Raw genomic sequence first — 20,373 nt, 5'->3', positions numbered from 1 at the left:
GGCCGGTGGCCGACCTCCCTGCACTCAGTTGGCCGCTGAGGTAAGCGGCAGAGGGGCGCCGCCCATGGCGGGTCGACGCGGACATGCGCTTTCGCAGTCACAGCCTGCCAAACACCCGAACGTGCTTCGGAGTCGGGTCCCCGGTTCGGCCGTGCACGACAATGTTACTCGTCGGTAGCCTACTGGCAAATCCCAGTTCGTGAGACCTTACCCACGTGTGCGGCGGGTTTGCGGTGCATGCGGCGTCCCGAACCGGACGTGACGGACATCATGCCTCACACCCCGTTGACGGCGTGCTGGAGGCGGTCCATCGAGCTCTCCAGCGTCCGCTGCAGGCCGTAGGTCGGGGAGAAGCTCGGCGTCAGCGTCATCGCGCCGACGCCGACGAGCAGGCACAGCACGCCGAGGCCCACGACCGCGGCGGCGACCGCGCGCGGCCGCCGCGCCACCGGCAGGAACATCCGCTCCAGCTGGCGCCGCGGAGCGCTGACGCCCGGCGCCGTCCACAGCACGGCGGCCCCCGCCCCCGCGCCGAACGCGCAGGACGTCAGCGAGTCGAGCTTCCCGCCGACCGCCGACACCGCGGCGAGCCCGAGCGGGACGGCGACCGTGAACACCGCCGCGTAGGGGACGGTCAGCAGCGTCCGCCCGACCGCCCACGCCCAGCCGCGCGCCGTCGTGCCCGCCACCCGCAGCAGCGTCACCGCGGCCAGCGTCAGGACGAGACCCGCGATCGGCAGCATGATCACGACCCCGACGCCGGCGACCACGACCAGGGCCGCGAGCAGCCGCGCCCAGCCCTGCGTCACCGCCATGTCGTGCGCCGCCGCCTCGTGCGCCGCCGTCTCCCCTGTCCCGGCGGGGGACGCGGTCGGGACGTCCGCCGGAGCCGGGGCCGGGACCTCCGGCGCCAGCGCCTCGGCGGCGGGACGGGCGGCGGCCGCCGGAAGCTTCAGGCGGGACGCCGCCTCCGCCAACTCGGCCGCCGACGGGCGGGCGGCCGGGTCGGGATGCGAGGCGGCCGCCACCAGCGGGCGCAGATCGGCGGGCAGCGCCTCGGCGGGCGCGTCCGGACGGCCGGTGGCGGCGAACGCCACCGTGGCCGCCCACGCGCGGACGTCGTCCGCGGCGCCGGCGCCGGGGGTCAACGCGAAGTCGACGACGACCGGCGCGTCGTCCACCACCAGCACCGTTCCCGGCCCCAGCTCGCCGTGCGCGAGGCCGGCCAGGTGGATGGCGGCGAGAGCCTTGGCGAGCCCGAAGGCCATGCGGCGCAGCGCGTCCCCCGCCATCGGCCCCTGCCCGGCGACCGTCTCGGCGAGCGGACGCCCGGGGACGAACCGGAACACCACGTAGGGGCGCGGACCGGCGGCCTCGCCGTCCAGGACGTCCGCCACGTAGGGGCTGAGCACCTCGCGCATCCGCGGGACGTCGGGCGCGGCGCCCGGCGGCAGGAGCCGGATCGCCACGTCGCGGCCGTCGGGGCCCGCGGCGCGGTGGACGTCGCCGGTTCCGCCGCCCAGCCTGGACAGCAGCCTGTACGGACCGATGTGCGCCTGGTGGCTCGTCTCACCGCTCATAATGGGTCGCCACCCTATCGACCGGAGAGGGGACGCGCCCCCGTCGCCGGGGGCGCCGCGCGTCACGTCCCGGGGATGCTCGCCACGAGGTCGTGGACGTCGGCGCGCAGGCTCTCCAGATCCTGGCTCATCCCGTCCACCGGCGTGGTGTCGGGCGGCTGCCGCTGCGACAGCCCGACCAGCACCGCGGCGAAGATCCCGAGGATGAGGGCCCCGACGAGGGCGGCCTCGGCGCGCGGCAGCACCGCTCCCCAGATGCGGGCCAGCTGGCGGCGGGGCGCGCCGCTGCCCGGCGCGAGGCAGAGCAGCCCGATCACGGCCATCGCCGCGTAGGCGATGGCCCGGGAGGCGGTCATCGCCGGATCGGCGAAGATCAGCACACCGAGAAAGATCAGCCCCGCGAGGCCGCTGAGCGACGTCCACAGCACGGTCGACATCAGCGCGCCGGGAAGGTGCAGCGGCGTCCGGAACGCGGCCGCGACGGCGTCGCCCGAGCGCGGGCCCCGCCGCGTCTGCCGGCCCTCCATGCCCTTGGCCGCCTTGTCGCCCGCCCGCAGGACGAACACGCCGGCGACGGTGACGCCGAGGGCGAGCAGCGGCGCGATGTGGGCGAACCCCAGCAGCGCCACCAGGACGATGAAGCTGAGCACCCGGTACCAGCCGTAGGGCTTGCGCCGCTCCTTGTCGCGCTCGGACCCGTCGGCGCGGTCGGGACGGGCCTGGTCGGGGCGCTGCCGCGCCTCCGGCTCGTACGGGCCGCGCTGGAGCGCGCCCTGCGGCGGCTGGTTCGGCGGGGGCCCGTACTGCGGCGGCGGATACCCGCCCTGGTAGGGGCCCTGGTCGTAGGGGGCGGGCGGCCCGTAGCCGCGCTGCCCGTACTGCTCCCCCGCCTTGAACGGCGCGGGGCCGGGCGGCGGGACGGGCGGCGGCGCCGCGGGCGGCAGCTGGCCGACGAAGTCCTTCGGCTGCGCCGGGACGGGCGCGGGCGTCGGGACGGGTGCGGGCGCCGGGACCGGCATCCCGGGCGACGCCGACGACGTCCCGGACGACGGCGGGTCCTGCGGCGCCGGCATGGAGAACTGCCGGGAGTGGTCGGCGGCCGTCTCCTCCGGCCCCGGCTGCCCCGGCCCGCCCGGCGCACCGGCCGCACCCGCCGCGCCGGCGGCCCCGGCCGCCGGGTAGTGCCGGTCGACGCGCGTCTGGTCGGTGATGGTGGCTTCGAGATGGATGCGGCGCGTGAGCTGCACCAGGTTGACGGCCGTCGGCCGCTCGGCCGGGTGCCGCGCCATCGCCGACCGCAGCACGGGCAGCATCGCCTCGGGCACGCCGTCCAGATCGGGCGTGCTCTGCATGATCTTGTAGAAGATCGATTCGAAGGTGCCGGAGCCGAAGGGCGGGCGGCCGGTCGCGGCGTAGGCGACCGTCCCGCCCCAGGCGTGCACGTCCGACGGCGGGCCCGCGTCCTCACCCTCGATGATCTCCGGGGCGAGGTAGCCGGGGGTGCCGATGACCATGCCGGTCGCGGTCAGCCGGGTCGCGTCGGCGGCCTGCGCGATGCCGAAGTCGATCACGACGGGCTCGCCGTCCACGAGCATCACGTTGCCGGGCTTCATGTCGCGGTGCACGATCCCGGCGCCGTGGATCGCCGACAGCGCCGACGCCAGCCCCACGCCGAGCCGCTGCAGCGCCGGCCCGTAGATCGGGCCGGACTCCTCGACGATCTCCTCCAGCGTCCGGCCGGGCACGTACTGGGTCACGATGTAGGGCTGGTCGGCGGTCACGTCGGCGTCGAGGATCTCCGCGACGTGCGGGCTGTGGACCCTGCGCATCGAGTCGACCTCGCGGGCCAGCCGGCGACGCGCCGTGGCGTCCCCGGCGACCGCAGGCCGCAGCACCTTGATGGCCACGTTGCGCCCCTCGGGGTCGGCGCCGAGGTAGACGACGCCCATCCCCCCTTCCCCCAGGGTTCGCTGGACGCTGTAGTGGCCGATTCGGTCCCCGGACGTGACGGCTCCCCTCATCGTTTCCGAAACCCTACCCTTGCCCATCCTGCCGGGGAGATCCAGCCATCAGGCCGCCACCACCCCGTGGCCCTCGGCCGCCGCGGCCAGCGCCCCGGCGAACCAGCGCGCGGAGGGACGCTGCGCGGGGTCGCGGCGGAACGCCGCCCGCAGCAGCCCCGCCAGCGGCTCGGGCGCGCCGTCGATGTCGGCCTGGCCGCGCAGGATCCGGAAGCACACCCCCTGCAGCGACCCGCGCCCGAACGGCGGGCGGCCCGTCGCCGCGTAGGCCACGGTCGACGCCCACGAGAACACGTCCGACGCGGCGGTGGCGCGCTCCCCCTCGATCAGCTCGGGCGCCAGGTAGGCGGGCGTCCCCACGACCATGCCGCGCCTGGTGATCTGCTCCGCGCCGGACTCGTGCGCGATCCCGAAGTCGATCAGCGTCGGGCGGTCGCCCAGCACGATGACGTTGCCGGGCGACACGTCGCGGTGCAGCACGCCCGCGTCGTGGACGTCCCCGAGCGCCAGCGCCAGCCGCCGCGCGAACCGGACGAGCCGGTCGCCGCGCAGCGGCCCGTACGCCGGGACGAGGTCGTTCAGCGGGCACCCCGGCACGTACTGCATGACCACGTGCGGCCTCGGCGCCGAGACCGCCCCGTCCAGCAGGCGGGCGACGTGGGCGCTGCGCACCCGCGCCTGCGCCCGCATCTCCCGCGCCAGCCGGCTGATCGCCTCCGGCTCCCCCGCGAGCTCCGGAACGAGCTCCTTGACCGCGACCTCCCGGCCGGCGGCGTCCATGGCCAGGTGGACCACCGCCGTGCTCCCCCGGCCGATCTCGCCCAGCAACCGGTACCCGCCCAGTCTCCTGTGCGTCCCCATGCACCCTTTGACGCCAGAAAACGCCCTCCGGGTTCCCGGCGTCCGCGCGAGTCCGGTTCAGGTCACCCGGGTTCCCGCGGGTCCGCCTCGCGGGCCGGCTAGCCCTTGCGCGCCGCCTGGCGGGCCCGGCGCTCCTCGCGGCGGGTCTCGAACTTGGTGGCGGCGGCGTCGAGCTGCTCCAGGAACTCGGCGAGCTCCTCGCGGGCCTTCTCGCCGTCGCCCGTCAGGTCGGTGCGGTCGAAGACGCCCCACTTGCGCAGCACCGGGACGAGCACGTCGTCGTGGTGGAGCCGCAGGTCGTAGATGCCGGCGTTGGCGATGACGACCGACTTGCGCAGGAAGCCGTCGATGCTGTGGCCGGGCATCTGGAACGTCGTCACGACGTCGGTGATCGCCCGCATCGTCTCGTTCGGGGAGGCCTCCAGCGCGGCGCCCATCAGGTTCCGGTAAAAGATCATGTGGAGGTTCTCGTCGGCGGCGATGCGCGTCATCATCTGCTCGCAGACGGGGTCGCCGGACGCCTTGCCGGTGTTGCGGTGCGACACGCGGGTCGCGAGCTCCTGGAACGACACGTACGCCGTCCCGTGCAGGAACGAGTCGCCGTGGTCGGCCTCGTAGCCCGCCTCCATGTGGTGCATGCGGGCGCGCTCCAGCGCGATCGGGTCGACCGCGCGGCTCACGGTGAGGTAGTCGCGCAGGGCGATGCCGTGCCGGTTCTCCTCGGCCGTCCAGCGGTTCACCCACGTGCCCCAGGCGCCGTCGCGGCCGAAGACGGTGGCGATGGCGCGGTGGTAGCCGGGCAGGTTGTCCTCGGTGAGGAGGTTGACGATCAGGGAGTCGCGCGCCTCGGGAGTCACCTTCGACTGCTCGATGGACCACGGCTCGCCGCCCAGCGGCCCGTCGAAGTCGCGGCCCTCGCTCCACGGGACGTACTGGTGCGGGAACCATTCCTTGGCCATGGACAGGTGCCGGTTCAGCTCCTGCTCGACCACCGGCTCGAGGTCGAGCATGAGGCCGGTCTGGGACTTCTCTTCGGGGGTCACGGACATGCGGTTCCTTCGCTGGACGAGGTCGTCTTTGCGGGCGCCCAGCAGGCCGTTCACAACCTACTCAAGCGTAGGTTCGATGGTCGCGAGTCGGCGCGAGCCCCGTCAAGTCAGCACCGCGACAAGCAAGGCGCGGGAACTTTTGTAGGTCCGCGCGAAATCGGCATGACGCCTCGTCACCGCGTGTCGGCGGCCTGTTGCCACATCCGGTTCACGGCCGCCCTGAGCAGCGGCCGCGGAACGAGGCGGAGCGCCGGGAGCGCCGCCTTGTACTGCATGCCGGGAACGCACAGCGCGCGTCCGGTCGCCACGGCCTCCAGCCCCGCCCGCGCCACGTCGTCGCGCCGCAGCCAGAGCAGGTTGGCCGGGACGTCGTCGTCGGTGCGGGTGAAGCCGGGGCACAGCGCCGTCACGTGGACGCCCTTGCCCGAGACCTCCGAGTGCAGGCTCTCGGAGAACGACGCCACGTACGCCTTCGTCGCCCCGTAGGTCGCACTGCCGGGCGAGGGCGCGAACCCCGCCATCGACGCGACGTTCAGCACCCCGCCCCGGCCGCGCGCGATCATGCCGGGCAGGGCGGCGTGGGTGAGCCGCACGAGCGCGGCCACGTTCAGCTCGATCTGCGCGAGGTGGTCGTCGAGCGGCAGTTCCGCGAACGCTCCGAAGGCGCCGTACCCGGCGTTGTTGACGAGCAGTTCGACCGGCTCGGCGCGCAGCCGCGCCTCGACCTCGGCGCGCCGCGCGGGATCGGTGAGATCGGCGGCCACGACCTCCACGGCCACCCGGTACCGTTCGACGAGCTCGCGGGCCAGCCCGTCCAGCCGGTCGCTCCGGCGGGCCACGATCACCAGGTCGGTGCCGCGGCCGGCCAGGAGGCGGGCGAAGCTCTCGCCGATACCGCTGGACGCCCCCGTCACGAGCGCGGTCCGGTACGCATGTCGCATGGCGGCAGATGCTATCGGCGGTTCTTCGCGCACCCCCACAGCACGCCCAAAAAACACCGATAACGTTTCAGCCCGCGAGTTCGGAGGTGCGCTCCGGATCGCCCCCAGCGTACTCGGGGGGCGGCAGCATGGCGGCCGGATCCTCGCCCGCCACCCACAGCCCCACCATGAACGCGGTGGCGGCCTCCAGGAGCCCGGCCCGCTCCAGGCTCCCCCCGTCCATCGGCACGCAGCCGAGGTCGCGCACCAGGCCGCGCACCGCGGCGAGGGCCTCCTCGTCGTCCCCGCACAGCGGGACTCCGAGCGGACGCCCCCCGAACGCCGGGGGCGTCATCCGCCACACGCTCTCGTGGCAGGTGTTGAACGCCTTCACGACCCGCGCGCCGCTGAGGTCGGCGATCCGCCGCGCCGCGGACGGGCCGCCCGCCGTCTTGAGCCGCTCGAACGGCGGCTCCATCGGGTTGGTGCAGTCGATCAGCACGCGCCCCTCCAGCGGCCCCGCCTCGCGCAGGACGTCCGGGACGCCCTCGTGCCAGACGGCGAGGAGCACCGCGTCGCCGTGCTCCGCCGCCTCCCGCAGCGTGCCGCCGGCCGCGCCGTGCCCGATCCGTCCGGCCAGCGCGACCGCCTTCGCGGGGGTTCTTGCCCCGATCCGCACCCGATGTCCCTTGCGCGCCCACTGCGTGGCGAGCGCGTCCGCCATGGCGCCCGCGCCGAGCACTCCGATCCGCATGACGTCCTCCCGTTCGTTTACCGTCGGTCGGGACGTTAGGCGGTCCGTTCCGCACCATCCGGTGCGTATCGGAGGGGGCAGGATGGCGGGCGAACCCATGGACGAATACGAGTACATCGCCGACTGCCAGACGAGGCTCGGCCTCGACGTGCTCTCGGGCACGTGGACGGGCGTCGTGCTGTGGTCGCTCCAGCACGGCCCGCTGCGTCCGGGCGAACTGCGCGAGCGGATCGGCGGCATCAGCCACAAGGTGCTGACCGAGACGCTGCGCCGCCTCGAACGCGACGGCCTGGTGGTCCGCCGCCGGTACGCCGAGGCGCCCCCGCGCGTCGAGTACGAGCTCACCCCGCCCGGGCGCGGGATGCTCGAACCCCTCGCCGCCCTCGGCCGCTGGACCGAACGCTACGCCGACGAGGTGCTGGGCACGCGGGACCGCTCGCCCGGCGACGGTGAACTCAGCGGCCGGTGAACGTGGCCTTGCCCGGGCCCTCCTCCATGAAGCTCTTCATCCCGGCCGCCTGGTCCTCGGTGGCGAAAAGGGCCGCGAACTGCGTCCGCTCGATCTCCAGCCCGGTGTCGAGGTCGGCCTCCAGCCCCCGGTCGATGGCCTGCTTGGCGGCGCGCAGCGCGATCGCGGGACCGCCGACGAACGTCGCCGCCCACTTCCGGGCGGCGGAGTAGACGGCGTCGTCGGGGACGACCCGGTCCACCAGGCCCATCGCGAGGGCCTCGTCCGCCGCGACGTGCCGTCCCGAGAAGATCAGGTCCTTGGCCTTCGACGGCCCGACCAGCCGGGCCAGCCGCTGCGTGCCGCCCGCGCCGGGGATGATGCCGAGCTGGATCTCCGGCTGGCCCACCTTCGCGCCCTCTCCCGCGACGCGGAAGTCGGCGGTCAGCGCCACCTCCAGCCCGCCGCCGAGCGCGTACCCGGTGATCGCGGCGATGACCGGCTTGGGGATCCCGGCGAGCGCCTTGGCGAAGTCCTGCAGCAGCCGCGAGTGCCCCGCCGACATCTCCGCGTACGACATCGGGGCCATTTCCTTGATGTCCGCGCCCGCGGCGAAGACCCGCTCGCCCCCGTACAGCACCACCGCGCCGACCGCCTCGTCCTGCGTGACCTGCCGGGCCGCGTCGATGAGCTCCCGCTGCATCTGGGCGTTCAGGGCGTTCATCTTCGGACGGTCCAGCCTGATCGTCGCGATCCCGTCCTCGACCTCGACCCGTACGAACTCGCCCACGGCGACCCTCCCAGTGCAACTCGGTGCGGACGCCCCGAGCCTAACCAGCGGCCGGTCACGGAGCGGGCCCCGGTGGTGTCCGAGGCTGCTGGTAGCTTCGGGGACCATGCTCGTCGCCCACGCCACCTGGCATGGCGGTGCGCTCTGCCTGTGGGCCGAACGCACCGGCCCGTACGAGCCCTCCCCGGACGTCCACCCCTTCGCGACCTGCGACTTCACCGGCACGTCCTACGAGCCGCTCCTGCGCGCCGCGTTCCGCGTCGAGCTGGCGATGTCGCTGCCCACCGCGGGCGACCATCCGCTGCCGTCGGCCGAGCTGGGCCCCGAGCCGGTGCGCGACGAGCCCGAGCTGCGCCCGTGGCGGGTCCCGGCCCTGGTCCTCGCCCCGTTCCCCGCGATGGCGCTGCTCCAGGCGGCCGAGCACAGCGCCGACGTCGTCGCGGGCACCGACCTGCGCTTCCTGTGCCTGCTCGCCGACGAGGCGGTGCACCTCGCCGGGCGCGGCCACGTCCTGCCCGCCCTGCTGCGCGAGGACGGCGACCTCGTCGCCCGCTGGCGCCCGGTGATCGACGACCCGGCGCGGTTCCGCGCGCTGGCCCGCGCCATGCCCGCCGCCTGCCGCGCGGCCGACGGCGGACGGCCCGCCGCCGAGGTCCTGCGCGAGGCGCTGTCGGCCCTGGTCGACACGGCCGTGCGCGGCACCGTCCCGCATCCGCTGCTGGTGTCGCGGCGCAAGGAGCCCGACCGGCTCCCGCTCGCCGAGCGCTGGGTGATGGCGCTGACCGGCCCGTCCCCCGAGGTCGCCCGCGAACCCCGCGACGACCCCGACGACCTCATCGCCGAGCTGGACGCGTGGGCCGCCGCCGCGCGCCGCCCGTCCGGCCCGCTGCGCGTCTGCTTCCGCCTCGCCGAACCGGGCGCCGAGGAGTTCGAGGAGGACGCCGAGCCCCGCGACGGCGACTCCTGGCGGGTCGAGTTCGCTCTCCAGGGCACCGACGACCCGAGCCTCTACGTCCCCGCCGCGCTGGTCTGGGACGGCGAGGCCACGTCGATCCCGCAGGCCGAGGAGACCCTCCTCGCCGGCCTCGGCCGGGCCCTGCGCCTCTTCCCCGACCTGGCGCCCGCCCTGGACGGCCCCGCGCCGCGCGAGCTCCTCCTCGACACGGCGGGCGCGTTCCGCTTCCTCCGCCAGGCGGCCCCCATGCTCGCCGCCGCGGGCTTCGGCGTCCTGCTCCCCCAGTGGGCGGGCAAGGCGAAGCTCGGCATGAGGCTCACCACCCGCCCCGAGGACCCGGAGGCCTCCGCGGGGTCGGCGGCGCCCTCGGGCTTCGACCTGAAGTCGATGGTCGACTTCCGCTGGGACCTCGCCATCGGCGACGAGAGCATCGACGAGGCCGAGCTGGAGGAGCTGGCCCGGCTGAAGACCCCCCTCGTCCGCCTGCGCGGCCAGTGGGTGGAGCTCGACGAGCACCAGCTGGAGGCGGCCCTCGACTTCCTGCGCCACCCGCGCCGCGGCCGCATGACGGCCGCCGAGGCGATCAGGGCCATCGTGCACGCCGGCGACGACGCCCTCCCCCTGACCGGGGTGGACGCCGCGGGCCCCCTCGGCGACCTCCTCTCCGGCGAGGCCGACCGCCGCCTCGCCCCCATGCGCACCCCGGAGGACCTGGACGCCGAGCTGCGGCCCTACCAGGAGCGCGGGCTCGCCTGGCTGACGTTCATGAACGAACTCGGCCTGGGCGCCCTTCTCGCGGACGACATGGGCCTCGGGAAAACCATATCGGTGCTCTCACTGCTTGTTCACGAACGAAAAGATGGTGCGACGACCGCTCCAACGCTGGCCATTCTCCCGATGTCGCTGGTGGGGAACTGGCAGCGGGAGGCCGCGCGGTTCACGCCGAAGCTGCGGGTGTACGTGCACCACGGGACGGGGCGGCACCGGGGCGAGGAGCTCGCCGAGGCGGTGGCGGGGGCGGATCTGGTGCTCACCACCTACGGGACGGCGGCGCGCGACGCGGAGATGCTCGCGCCGATCGCGTGGGAGCGGGTCATCTGCGACGAGGCGCAGGCGCTCAAGAACAGCGGGACGCGGCAGGCCCGCGCGGTGCGGAGCATCCCGGCGCGGAGCCGGATCGCGCTCACCGGCACGCCCGTGGAGAACCACCTGACCGAGCTGTGGTCGATCATGGAGTTCGCGAACCCGGGGCTGCTCGGGCCGCGGAGCGCGTTCCGGCGGCGGTTCGCGATCCCGATCGAGCGGGAGGGCGACGAGCAGGCGGCGCTGGCGCTCAGGCGGGCGACGCAGCCGTTCATCCTGCGCCGCCTCAAGACCGACAGGTCGATCATCTCGGATCTGCCGGAGAAGCAGGAGATCAAGGTCTACTGCAACCTGACGACCGAGCAGGCGTCGCTCTACCAGGCGACCGTGGACGACATGCTCCAGCAGATCGCCGAGGCGGAGGAGGCCAAGCGGCGCGGGCTGGTGCTGGCGACGATGGCCAAGCTCAAGCAGGTCTGCAACCATCCGGCGCAGCTGCTCAAAGACGGCTCGCGCCTGCCCGGACGGTCGGGCAAGCTCGAACGGCTGGAGGAGATCTGCGCCGAGGTACTGGAGCAGGGCGAGAAGGCGCTCGTCTTCACCCAGTACGCCGAGTTCGGGTCGATGCTCCAGCCCTACCTGGCGGCGCGGCTCGAACGCCCGGTGCTGTGGCTGCACGGCGGGACGTCCAAGCAGGGGCGCGACGACCTCGTCCAGCGGTTCCAGGAGGACGGCGAACCCGCCATCTTCCTGCTGTCCCTCAAGGCCGCCGGGACGGGCCTGACGCTGACGGCCGCCAACCACGTCGTGCACGTCGACCGCTGGTGGAACCCGGCCGTGGAGGACCAGGCCACCGACCGGGCGTTCCGCATCGGGCAGACCCGCGACGTCCAGGTCCGCAAGTTCATCTGCGTGGGGACGATGGAGGAGCGCGTCGACGAGATGATCGAACGCAAGAAGGCCCTGGCCGACTCGATCGTCGGCACGGGTGAGGACTGGCTGACCGAGCTGTCGGTCGCCGAGCTGCGCGACGTCCTGCGGCTGTCGCCGGAGGCGGTGAGCGACTGATGGACGAGGGCGTCAGGGCGCGCACGAGGCGCGGCTCGATCGGGGCGCGGTGGTGGTCGCGGCGCTTCATCGACCTGGTGGAGTCGTTCGCCGACGCCGGGCGCCTGGAGCGGGGCCGCGCCTACGCCCGCAAGGGCACCGTGTTCGACCTGCGGGTGGAGGCGTACGAGGTGACCGCGAAGGTGCGGGGCTCGGCGCCGGAGCCGTACGAGGTGGCGCTCGGCATCGAGGCGATCGACGAGGACGGCTGGCGCGCGGTGGAGGCGGAGCTGGCGTCCCGCGCGCTGTTCCGGGCCCGGCTGCTGGCCGGGGAGATGCCACCGGAGATCGAGTGGGTGTTCGCCGAGCTGGGGCTCGCGCTGTTCCCGGACTCGGCGTCCGACCTGCACCTGATGTGCGACTGCCCCGACTGGGGCGACCCGTGCAAGCACGCCGCCGCCGTCCTGTACCTGCTCGCCGAGGCGTTCGACGACGACCCGTTCCTCGTCCTCCAGTGGAACGGGCGGCGCCGGGACCAGCTGCTCGGCGCGCTGCGGCGCGCCACCGGGACGGAGCCCGACCCGCTGGAGATGCGGGACGAGCCGCTCACCGCCGAGGGTTTCTGGACGCCGCCGTCCGGGTTGGCCCGGCTGCGCGAGCGCCCGCCGGCGCCGCCCGTCCCGCCGGGGTTCGTGCTCCAGGTCGCCGCTCCCCCGCCGGTCCGCGTCCGGCGCCGCGCGCTGACCGACGTGCTGGCGCCCGTCTACGAGGCGCTCGCCGGGCAGGACGAGGACTGACCCGAGGTCTCCGGCGCCTGCGGGCCACGGATGATCTTACGGAGTGCGAACGCCGGCGCGGCTCGACCGCCTGCCGGAGGGGCCGCTCCCTAGGCTTTCAGCACGTGGGCGCCCCGAGAGGGCCGGGCGCCGCCTTGGGGGGAGCGACGAGGGATGGGTGGAATCGTCGTGGAGGCGCGTGAACTGCGCGTCCGCTGCGGTGCCCGGACGGTCGGGGACTTCTCGTTCGGGGTGCCGGAGGGCCAGGTCTACGCGCTGCTCGGCCACGGGGGGTCGGGCAAGACGCTGCTGCTGGAGGCGCTGGCGGGCCTCCGCCGCCCCTGGGGCGGCACGGTGCGGATCCGGGGCGCCGACCCGTACGCGGAGCGGGAGGGGCTGCGGATCGGCGCGGTGTGGCGGGACGGCGGGCTCTTCCCCGGCCTCACCGTCTCCGAGGTCGTCACGGCTTGGCGCCGCTGGACGCTGGACCCGCTGGCGGCGGCCGAGGCGCTCGCGCTGACCGGCCTGGAGGCGTCCGCCGGGGTGCGGTTCGAGCGGCTGACGGCCGGGCAGCGGCGGCGGCTCGACCTGTCGCTGGCGCTGCTGGGGCGCTCGGACGTGCTCTTCCTGGACGAACCTACGTCCGGCCTCGACAGTGGAACGGTCCACCTGATCTGGGCGACGCTGCGCCGGATCGCCGCGTCCGGCACGACAGTCCTGCTCACCACGCGCGACGCGGCCGAGGCCCGCCGCGGCGACGGCGTCGGCGTCGTCGACCGGGCGCGGCCCGTGGCGCCGGGCGGGGGCGGGACCGGCATGATCTCGATCAGCAGGCGCGCCCCGTCCGGCGGTCCCGGCGCCGCCCGGTTCTGGGCGCAGGCGGCCGCGGCTCGCGCGCCGGGTCCCGCGGCCGCTCGGGTTCCGGAGCCGCTGGGGTCCCGGGGCCGGGAAGCAGGCTAGGGCCTATCTCGAAGTGGCCTCGGCCACGCGCGCGAGCGCGTGACCGGCCTGGTGCGGCGAAGCCGAAGGCGGGACCGGGCAGATCGCGAAGCGATGTCGCGCTCGCCCAGGTCACGTAGCGAGCCGCCAGGCGAGCGAAGTGGGCCGGGCCTTCGGAACACAGGCTAAAGCGGCAGGCGGGCGCGGACGGTGAAGCCGCCGTCCGGGCCGGGCCCGGCGTCGAGGTCGCCGCCGAGCGCCTCGGCGCGCTCCCGCATCCCGCGGATGCCGCTGCCGTCGGACGACGGCGCGCCGGATCCGGGCGTCCCGTCGTCCGCCACGCTGACGACCACGCCGTCGGCGCCGTAGCCGACGCGGACGACGGCGGACGTCGCGCCGGAATGCCGCGTGACGTTGGTGAGCGCCTCCTGGACGATCCGGTACGCGGCGAGGTCGGCCTCGGCGGGCAGCGGGCGCGGCTCGCCCTCCACCTCGGTGCGGATCTCCAGGCCGGCCGCCGCGAGGCCCCGGGTCAGCTCGTCCAGCCGGGCGAGGCCGGGGGCGGGCGCGACCGGGGCGGCCTCGTCGACCTGCCGCAGGACGCCGAGCGTGGCGCGCATCTCCCGGAGCACGTCCTTGCTGGCCTGCTTGATCGCGGTGAGGGCGTCCTCGGCGCGCTGCGGCTCGCGGCGCAGGCCGTGCAGCGCGGCGGTGGCCTGCACGTTGATGAGCGAGATGTTGTGGCCGAGGACGTCGTGCAGCTCGCGGGCGATGCGCAGGCGCTCCTCGATGGCCCGGCGGCGGGCCTCGGCCTCGCGTCCGCGCTCGGCGACGCGGGCGCGCTCCTGCGCCTCGCGCAGGTAGGCGCGGCGGTTGCGGACGACGCCGCCGATGGCGACGACCGCGACGAACCAGCCGATGAGCAGGAAGCCGGCCGCGTCCGCGAGGTGGTTGACGTCGTCGCGGCGGTCGCCGGCCACCGTCCCGGCCACCGCGATCCCCACGAGGACGACGGCCGCGGTGATGTGGCCCTCGGCGGCCGCGGTGTAGAGGGCGACGACGAACGTGAGCACGGCCGGCCCGTCGGGTTCGGTGACCGGGTAGTAGACGGCGCAGGCGGCGAGCGTGACGGCGGCGACCGCGACGGGATGGCTCCGGCGGAAGTACAGCGCCCCGCAGGCGACCGCCAGCAGCGCCCAGCTGTAGAGGGGCATCCGCGAGGGCGGGCCCGTGTGGACCGACACGAGGGTCATCGCGGCCAGGACGGCGAAGGCCCCGCCGGCCAGTGCGGCGTCCGCGGTGCGGCCGGTCGGCGGCCAGGGGACCGGCCGCCCGCCCCGGTTCGCAAGTCGCACGTGTCCATCCTGCCAGCTTCGGCTCGCTTGCATGTCCGATACGAGATGTAGTACTTCTACTATCAACAGATGCAGACTTACGGTGATCCGTCCAAGGACCCGTACGGGGAGTGAGCATGAGCGAGCCGGTGAACCGCAAGGCCGATCCGGTGTCCGCCGAGAAGGAGACCGTCCACAACCGGATCACGGTGCTCAGGGCGGAGCGCGGCGTCTCGCGCCGCGACCTCGCCGCCGCGCTGGGGGTGCACTACCAGACGGTCGGCTACCTGGAGCGGGGCGAGTACAGCCCGAGCCTGCACCTCGCCCTGCGCATCGCCGAGTACTTCGAGGTGCCGGTCGAGGTCGTCTTCTCCCTCAAGCCGTTCCCGAGAATCGGAGGCACGTCATGACGAACCGCACCGCCGGGTGGAGGGAGCGGTCCCGCCGCAGGCGCTCGGACCGCCTCGCCGCCCTCGACGAGGAGCTGGAGCGGCGGCTGCCCGCCCGCTACGCGCGCCGCCGGCCCCGCCGGATGCTGGCGGGGGCGGGCGCGGCCATGCTGGGCCTGTTCTGGGTGGACGCCGCCGTGTCGTGGGCGCTGGCCCCGAGCGACACCGCGATGATCGTCAACTTCGTGATCCTCGGCGTCCTGGTGGTGGGCGGGATACCGCTGGCCGGCCAGCTGATCGCGGTGACCCGGGGCCTGACCTCCAGGCGGGAGCGCGAGCTGGACGAGCGGCAGCTCACGGCGCGGCTCCGCGCCTTCGCGACGTCGCACCAGGCCACCACGGTCGTGCTGGTCGCGGTGCTGGTGGCGACGATGATCGCCGACCGGGACGGCCGCGAGTCGCAGATCCCCGGCGCCGCGCTCTTCCTGATCCTGTTCGCGCTGCTGGCGACGCACACGCTGCTCCCCCTCGTCGTCGCGGCCTGGCAGACGCCCGATCCGCCGCCCGCCGACGACGAGGGGGAGGCCGGCTAGCGCAGGTCGCCGTTGGTCATGCCCTGCGGCGCGGGCGGCAGCGCGACGAGGCCCATCTCGGCCCGTCCGGACAGCAGCGGGTGGCTCGGCACCACCCGCACGCTGTAGCCGAACGCGCCGCTGCGCCCGAGCGGCACCTCGCCGGTGTAGCGGCGCCGCCCGTTCTCGGCCGGGCCGCCGTCCTCCAGCTCCAGGTAGGACGGGTCGACGAGCGCGTCGGCGTCGTCCACCCGGCCGTAGGCGACCTCGACGGCGACGTCCTCGGGGGCGAGCCCGTCGAGGTCGACCACGACCCGGACCGTCAGCCGCGCGCCGACCTGGGGGCTCTCCTCCCCGGTCGACTCGACGTGCTCGACGGCGACCCGCGGCCACGCCGAGCGGACCTGCCGCTTCCAGGCCGCCAGCTCGCGGGCGCCCGCGAACTTGTCGGCGACCATGGAGCGCTCCGACACGGCGGCCGGGGTGTAGAGGTCGTCGACGTAGTCGCGCAGCATCCGGGACGCGAGCACCTTCGGGCCGACGGTGGCGATGGTGTGCTTGACCATCTCCAGCCAGCGGCGCGGCAACCCGGCCGAGTCGCGGTCGTAGAACGTGACGGAGACGTGGTCCTCGATCAGCTCGTAGAGGGCGGCGGCCTCCAGCTCGTCCCGCCGGTCGGGGCCGGCGAGGCCGTCGGCGGAGGGGATCGCCCAGCCGTTCTGGCCGTCGTACCACTCGTCCCACCAGCCGTCGCGGATCGACAGGTTCAGCCCGCCGTTCAGCGCGGCCTTCATCCCGGACGTGCCGCACGCCTCCAGCGGGCGCAGCGGGTTGTTCATCCACACGTCGCAGCCCTGCACCATGAGCTGCCCGAGGGCCATGTCGTAGTCGGGCAGGAACACGATCCGGTGCCGGACGTCCTCGGACCCGGTGAACCGGACGATCTCCTGGATGAGCCGCTTGCCGCCCTCGTCGGCGGGGTGCGCCTTCCCGGCGATGACGATCTGCACGGGCCGGTCGGGGTCGAGCAGGATCGCGCGGAGCCGGTCCGGGTCGCTCATCATCAGCGTGAGCCGCTTGTAGGACGGGACGCGCCGCGCGAACCCGATCGTCAGGACGTCGGGGTCGAGGGCGTCGTCGATCCACGAGGTCTCGGCCTCGCTGGCGCCGCGCTGGCGCCACGACTCGCGCAGGCGGCGGCGCGCGTCCATCACGAGGCGGCGGCGCAGCAGGTTGCGCATCCGCCAGACCTCCGGCTCGGGGACGTCGCGCACGGCCTCCCAGCCGCGCCCGGACTCCATCACCGACGGCAGCTCGCGGGCGGTGAACTCCAGCACCTCGCGCGCGACCCACGTCCCGGCGTGCACGCCGTTGGTGATCGACCCGATGGGGACCTCCGCGGTGTCGAACCCGCCCCACAGCCCGCCGAACATCTCCCGGCTGACCTCGCCGTGCAGCCGGCTGACGCCGTTCACGCGCTGCGCCAGCCGCATGCCCATCACGGCCATGTTGAACACGGTGCGGTCGCCGCCGGGGTAGTCCTCGGCGCCGAGCGCGAGGATCCGGTCGACGGGGACCTGCTCCTCCTCGTTCGCGCCGCCGAAGTAGCGGGCGATCAGTTCGCGGGGGAACCGGTCGATGCCGGCCGGGACGGGCGTGTGGGTGGTGAACACCGTGCCCGCCCGGACCGCCTCCAGGGCCTCGTCGAAGGTCAGGGCCTCCTCCTTGGCCAGCTCGCGGATGCGCTCCAGGCCGAGGAACCCGGCGTGGCCCTCGTTGGTGTGGAACACCTCCGGCGCCGGATGCCCGGTGATGCGGCAGTACGCGCGGATGGCCCGCACGCCGCCGATGCCGAGCAGCATCTCCTGGAGGAGGCGGTGGTCGCCGCCGCCCCCGTACAGCCGGTCGGTGACGTCCCGGGCGGCCTGGTCGTTCTCCTCGACGTCGGAGTCGAGGAGCAGCTGCGGGACGCGGCCGACCCGCGCGATCCACACCTGCGCGTGCAGGCCGCCGCCCTTGGGCAGGCCGATGACGACGCGCACCGGCGTCCCGTCCCGCTCGCGCAGGAGGGTCAGGGGCAGCCCGTTGGGGTCGATCGGGGGATAGCGCTCCAGCTGCCAGCCGTCCGGCGACAGCGACTGGGAGAAGTAGCCGTGCCGGTAGAGGAGCCCGACCCCGAGGATGGGCACGCCGAGGTCGCTGGCGGTCTTCAGGTGGTCGCCGGCGAGGATGCCGAGGCCCCCGGAGTACTGCGGCAGCGCGGCGGTGATCCCGTACTCGGGTGAGAAGTAGGCGATGCTCACCGGCGAGTCCCCTGGGCGCGACTGGTACCAGCGCGGCGCCGTCAGGTACTCGCGCAGGTCCTCGGCGGTGTCCTGGAGGCGTCGCAGGAACCGCCGGTCCTCCGCCAGCCGCGCGAGCCGCTCGGGGGCGACCTCGCCGAGCAGCCTGACCGGATCGTGGTGGACGGCCTTCCAGAGCGCAGGGTCCACGTCGCGGAAGAGGTCGAGCGTCTCGTGGTGCCACGACCAGCGCAGGTTGAGGACCAGCTCCTCGAGCTGCCTGAGGGGCTCGGGAAGGACGGTGCGTACCGTGAAACGTCGGATTGCCTTCACGCAACGTCACGCTATGCGCTTCGGGGGCATGGGCGCGACGGCGGGGACCACACCGTCACCTCGCGGACCGATCGGCCCGCCGGGGGCACGAGTCCCCGGAATCCCCGTCCCCACAGGGGCTCCCGCCCGGTCCCGGGCGCTCGTCACCTGGGCGGGCTCCCGCGTCCGGGCCGACCGTTTGCCCAATCTCGACCCTCCCAAGACCGGCGCGGCACGGCCGGGGTCGGCCAGGAGCCGTGTCGCAGGTCGGCCAGGGGACGAGCCGCACGCCACGGCGACCATCGGGCGAACGTGGAAAAACTTCCGCGACTACTCGGCAGTAGGCGGCGCGTTCCGGGCATGGACGTTTTGGATCTCTCGAGAGGGTAGGGGTGGCACATGCACGTCGAGTCCGGAACGTCCAGCATGCCCGGGATTCCGAGGCTGGGACGCATCCCGATCGTCAACGTCGAGCCGGTGGTGGACTGCGGCCGGTGGCCGGCGAAGGCGGTGGTGGGCGAGACCGTCGAGGTGTCGGCGACGGTGTTCCGGGAGGGGCACGAGCGGCTGGGCGCGGCGGTGGTGCTGCGGACGCCGGACGGCGAGGAACTGCCGCCGCAGCGGATGAGCGAGGTCGGGGTCGGGCTCGACCGGTGGTCGGCGCAGGTGACGCCGACGGAGATGGGGTCGTGGTCGTTCCGGGTGGAGGCCTGGGGCGATCCGATCGCGCACTGGCGCCACGACGCCGAGATCAAGGTTCCGCGCGGCCAGGACGTCGAGCTCATGCTCGCGGAAGGGGCGCGGCTGTTCGCCCGCGCGGCGGAGGCCGTCCCGAGCAAGGACCGCCCGACCGTGGGGCGGCTGGCCAAGCGCCTCGGGGACGAGACCGTTCCGGTCGCCGACCGGATGGAGGCCGTTGCCGATCCCGATGTCGAGGACGTCCTGGAACGCCATCCGTTGCGGGATCTGTTGACGGTCAGTGACTGGTATCCGCTGGTGGTGCACCGGCAACGAGCCCTGTACGGGGCCTGGTACGAGTTCTTCCCCCGCTCCGAAGGCGCCACCTTCGACCCCCTGGGGCGGCGCGGCCCGACCTCGGGCACCCTGCGCACCGCGATGAAACGCCTGCCCGCCATCGCCGACATGGGCTTCGACGTGGTCTACCTGCCCCCCATCCACCCCATCGGCACCACCCACCGCAAAGGCCCCAACAACACCCTGGACGCCGGCCCCTACGACCCCGGCTCCCCCTGGGCCATCGGCTCACCCGACGGCGGCCACGACGCCGTCCACCCCGACCTGGGCACCCTGGAGGACTTCGACGCCTTCGTCGCCCACGCCGGCGACTGCGGCCTGGAAGTCGCCCTCGACCTGGCCCTGCAATGCTCCCCCGACCACCCCTGGGTGACCCAACACCCCGAATGGTTCACCACCCGCGCCGACGGCACCATCGCCCACGCCGAGAACCCGCCCAAGAAATACCAGGACATCTACCCCCTCAACTTCGACAACGACCCCGACGGCCTCTACACCGCCGTCAAGAACCTCCTGCACCACTGGATGAACCACGGCGTCCGCATCTTCAGAGTCGACAACCCCCACACCAAACCCGTCGCCTTCTGGGAACGCCTCCTGGCCGACATCAACACCACCGACCCCGACGTGCTCTTCCTGGCCGAGGCCTTCACCCGCCCCGCCATGATGCACACCCTCGCCAAAATCGGATTCCACCAGTCCTACACCTACTTCACCTGGCGCAACAACGCCGAAGAACTCACCGAATACATGCGCGAACTCACCGGCCCCGCCGCCGCCTACATGCGCCCCAACCTCTTCACCAACACCCCCGACATCCTCAACGAATACCTCCAGCACGGCGGCCGCCCCGCCTTCGAAATCCGCGCCGTCCTCGCCGCCCTCCTCTCCCCCGCCTGGGGCATCTACTCCGGCTACGAACTCTGCGAGAACACCCCCGTCCGCCCCGGCAGCGAGGAATACCGCGACTCAGAGAAATACCAGTACCGCCCCCGCGACTGGGAAACCGCCGACCGCACCGACACCACCATCGCCCCCCTCATCACCACCCTCAACACACTCCGCAACACCCACCCCGCCCTCCAACAACTCCGCAACCTGCACTTCCACCACATCGACCAACCCGAACTCCTCGCCTTCTCCAAACACCACCTCGACGACATCGTCCTGACCATCGTCAACCTCAACCCCCACCAACCCCGCGAAGCCACCGTCCACCTCGACCT

Annotated in this window: 16 protein-coding genes; 7 read left to right on the top strand and 9 right to left on the bottom strand. The window is 73.9% G+C overall.

All coding sequences use genetic code 11. The features are described 5' to 3' along the window. Positions 1–275 precede the first annotated feature (275 nt). From ABD944_RS10305 to ABD944_RS10280, 6 genes are all read right to left on the bottom strand, one after another. Positions 276–1,580 (bottom strand): protein kinase family protein, encoded by a 1,305-nt coding sequence (locus ABD944_RS10305; RefSeq protein WP_345174790.1) that lies wholly within the window; start codon positions 1,578–1,580, stop codon positions 276–278. Positions 1,581–1,642: 62 nt separating this feature from the next. Further along, the gene (locus tag ABD944_RS10300; protein ID WP_345174787.1) at positions 1,643–3,601 is read right to left on the bottom strand and encodes a serine/threonine-protein kinase; all 1,959 of its coding nucleotides are present in this window, start codon (positions 3,599–3,601) and stop codon (positions 1,643–1,645) included. Positions 3,602–3,649: 48 nt separating this feature from the next. Further along, positions 3,650–4,462: a serine/threonine-protein kinase gene (locus ABD944_RS10295; RefSeq protein WP_345174786.1), complete on the bottom strand. Its 813-nt coding sequence runs from the start codon at positions 4,460–4,462 to the stop codon at positions 3,650–3,652. A 98-nt stretch (positions 4,463–4,560) separates the two neighbouring features. Continuing rightward, complete coding sequence (locus tag ABD944_RS10290; protein WP_345174784.1) at positions 4,561–5,565, bottom strand: acyl-ACP desaturase; 1,005 nt, start codon at positions 5,563–5,565, stop codon at positions 4,561–4,563. A gap of 119 nt (positions 5,566–5,684) precedes the next feature. Next, positions 5,685–6,452: an SDR family NAD(P)-dependent oxidoreductase gene (locus ABD944_RS10285; protein WP_345174782.1), complete on the bottom strand. Its 768-nt coding sequence runs from the start codon at positions 6,450–6,452 to the stop codon at positions 5,685–5,687. Positions 6,453–6,519: 67 nt separating this feature from the next. Beyond that, a complete protein-coding gene (locus ABD944_RS10280) occupies positions 6,520–7,185 on the bottom strand; it encodes an NADPH-dependent F420 reductase (RefSeq protein WP_345174779.1) in 666 nt (221 codons plus the stop codon). An 82-nt stretch (positions 7,186–7,267) separates the two neighbouring features. Here ABD944_RS10280 and ABD944_RS10275 point away from each other — a divergent pair, with 82 nt between their 5' ends. Beyond that, positions 7,268–7,654, top strand: coding sequence for a winged helix-turn-helix transcriptional regulator (locus ABD944_RS10275; protein WP_345174777.1), 387 nt, complete (start codon positions 7,268–7,270; stop codon positions 7,652–7,654). On the opposite strand, the gene ABD944_RS10270 is transcribed toward ABD944_RS10275, so the two are convergent. After that, positions 7,641–8,423 (bottom strand): enoyl-CoA hydratase/isomerase family protein, encoded by a 783-nt coding sequence (locus ABD944_RS10270; protein ID WP_345174775.1) that lies wholly within the window; start codon positions 8,421–8,423, stop codon positions 7,641–7,643. The genes ABD944_RS10275 and ABD944_RS10270 overlap by 14 nt on opposite strands. A gap of 106 nt (positions 8,424–8,529) precedes the next feature. Here ABD944_RS10270 and ABD944_RS10265 point away from each other — a divergent pair, with 106 nt between their 5' ends. From ABD944_RS10265 to ABD944_RS10255, 3 genes are all read left to right on the top strand, one after another. Continuing rightward, positions 8,530–11,529 (top strand): DEAD/DEAH box helicase, encoded by a 3,000-nt coding sequence (locus tag ABD944_RS10265; RefSeq protein WP_345174772.1) that lies wholly within the window; start codon positions 8,530–8,532, stop codon positions 11,527–11,529. Beyond that, positions 11,529–12,305, top strand: a complete 777-nt coding sequence (locus ABD944_RS10260; RefSeq protein WP_345174770.1) for an SWIM zinc finger family protein — start codon at positions 11,529–11,531, stop codon at positions 12,303–12,305. Before ABD944_RS10265 ends, ABD944_RS10260 begins: the two co-directional genes overlap by 1 nt. Before the next feature lie 153 nt (positions 12,306–12,458). Continuing rightward, entirely contained in the window at positions 12,459–13,244 is a 786-nt protein-coding gene (locus tag ABD944_RS10255; RefSeq protein WP_345174768.1) for an ATP-binding cassette domain-containing protein, read from the top strand. A gap of 164 nt (positions 13,245–13,408) precedes the next feature. Here the strand turns inward: ABD944_RS10255 and ABD944_RS10250 are convergent, their stop codons facing one another. Beyond that, the gene (locus ABD944_RS10250) at positions 13,409–14,578 is read right to left on the bottom strand and encodes a sensor histidine kinase (protein ID WP_345174766.1); all 1,170 of its coding nucleotides are present in this window, start codon (positions 14,576–14,578) and stop codon (positions 13,409–13,411) included. Between the two features lie 116 nt (positions 14,579–14,694). On the opposite strand from ABD944_RS10250, the gene ABD944_RS10245 reads away from it, so the two are divergent. Both ABD944_RS10245 and ABD944_RS10240 read left to right on the top strand, forming a co-directional pair. Further along, positions 14,695–14,967, top strand: a complete 273-nt coding sequence (locus tag ABD944_RS10245) for a helix-turn-helix transcriptional regulator (RefSeq protein WP_345174764.1) — start codon at positions 14,695–14,697, stop codon at positions 14,965–14,967. Next, complete coding sequence (locus ABD944_RS10240) at positions 14,964–15,539, top strand: hypothetical protein (RefSeq protein WP_345174761.1); 576 nt, start codon at positions 14,964–14,966, stop codon at positions 15,537–15,539. The genes ABD944_RS10245 and ABD944_RS10240 overlap by 4 nt, the downstream gene beginning before the upstream one ends. Here the strand turns inward: ABD944_RS10240 and glgP are convergent. Beyond that, positions 15,536–18,133, bottom strand: a complete 2,598-nt coding sequence (gene glgP / locus ABD944_RS10235) for an alpha-glucan family phosphorylase (RefSeq protein ID WP_345174759.1) — start codon at positions 18,131–18,133, stop codon at positions 15,536–15,538. The two genes, ABD944_RS10240 and glgP, sit on opposite strands and share 4 nt — an antisense overlap. A 378-nt stretch (positions 18,134–18,511) precedes the next feature. Between glgP and ABD944_RS10230 the strand changes: the two genes are divergently transcribed. Beyond that, a partial coding sequence (locus tag ABD944_RS10230; RefSeq protein ID WP_345174757.1) for an alpha-1,4-glucan--maltose-1-phosphate maltosyltransferase occupies positions 18,512–20,373 on the top strand: 1,862 nt, incomplete at its 3' end.

The organism is Actinomadura verrucosospora (assembly GCF_039540335.1).
Lineage (GTDB): Bacteria > Actinomycetota > Actinomycetes > Streptosporangiales > Streptosporangiaceae > Spirillospora > Spirillospora verrucosospora.
Note: the sequence above shows the minus strand (reverse complement) of the source record. Positions and strands in the feature narration are given on the sequence as shown.

Coding starts and splice junctions, on each gene's coding strand:
- ABD944_RS10280 (WP_345174779.1), bottom strand. CDS start 7,185: ATGCGGATCGGAGTGCTCGGCGCGGGCGCCATGGCGGACGCGCTCGCC.
- ABD944_RS10260 (WP_345174770.1), top strand. CDS start 11,529: ATGGACGAGGGCGTCAGGGCGCGCACGAGGCGCGGCTCGATCGGGGCG.
- ABD944_RS10245 (WP_345174764.1), top strand. CDS start 14,695: ATGAGCGAGCCGGTGAACCGCAAGGCCGATCCGGTGTCCGCCGAGAAG.
- ABD944_RS10300 (WP_345174787.1), bottom strand. CDS start 3,601: ATGAGGGGAGCCGTCACGTCCGGGGACCGAATCGGCCACTACAGCGTC.
- ABD944_RS10295 (WP_345174786.1), bottom strand. CDS start 4,462: ATGGGGACGCACAGGAGACTGGGCGGGTACCGGTTGCTGGGCGAGATC.
- ABD944_RS10240 (WP_345174761.1), top strand. CDS start 14,964: ATGACGAACCGCACCGCCGGGTGGAGGGAGCGGTCCCGCCGCAGGCGC.
- ABD944_RS10285 (WP_345174782.1), bottom strand. CDS start 6,452: ATGCGACATGCGTACCGGACCGCGCTCGTGACGGGGGCGTCCAGCGGT.
- ABD944_RS10255 (WP_345174768.1), top strand. CDS start 12,459: ATGGGTGGAATCGTCGTGGAGGCGCGTGAACTGCGCGTCCGCTGCGGT.
- ABD944_RS10305 (WP_345174790.1), bottom strand. CDS start 1,580: ATGAGCGGTGAGACGAGCCACCAGGCGCACATCGGTCCGTACAGGCTG.
- ABD944_RS10265 (WP_345174772.1), top strand. CDS start 8,530: ATGCTCGTCGCCCACGCCACCTGGCATGGCGGTGCGCTCTGCCTGTGG.
- ABD944_RS10275 (WP_345174777.1), top strand. CDS start 7,268: ATGGCGGGCGAACCCATGGACGAATACGAGTACATCGCCGACTGCCAG.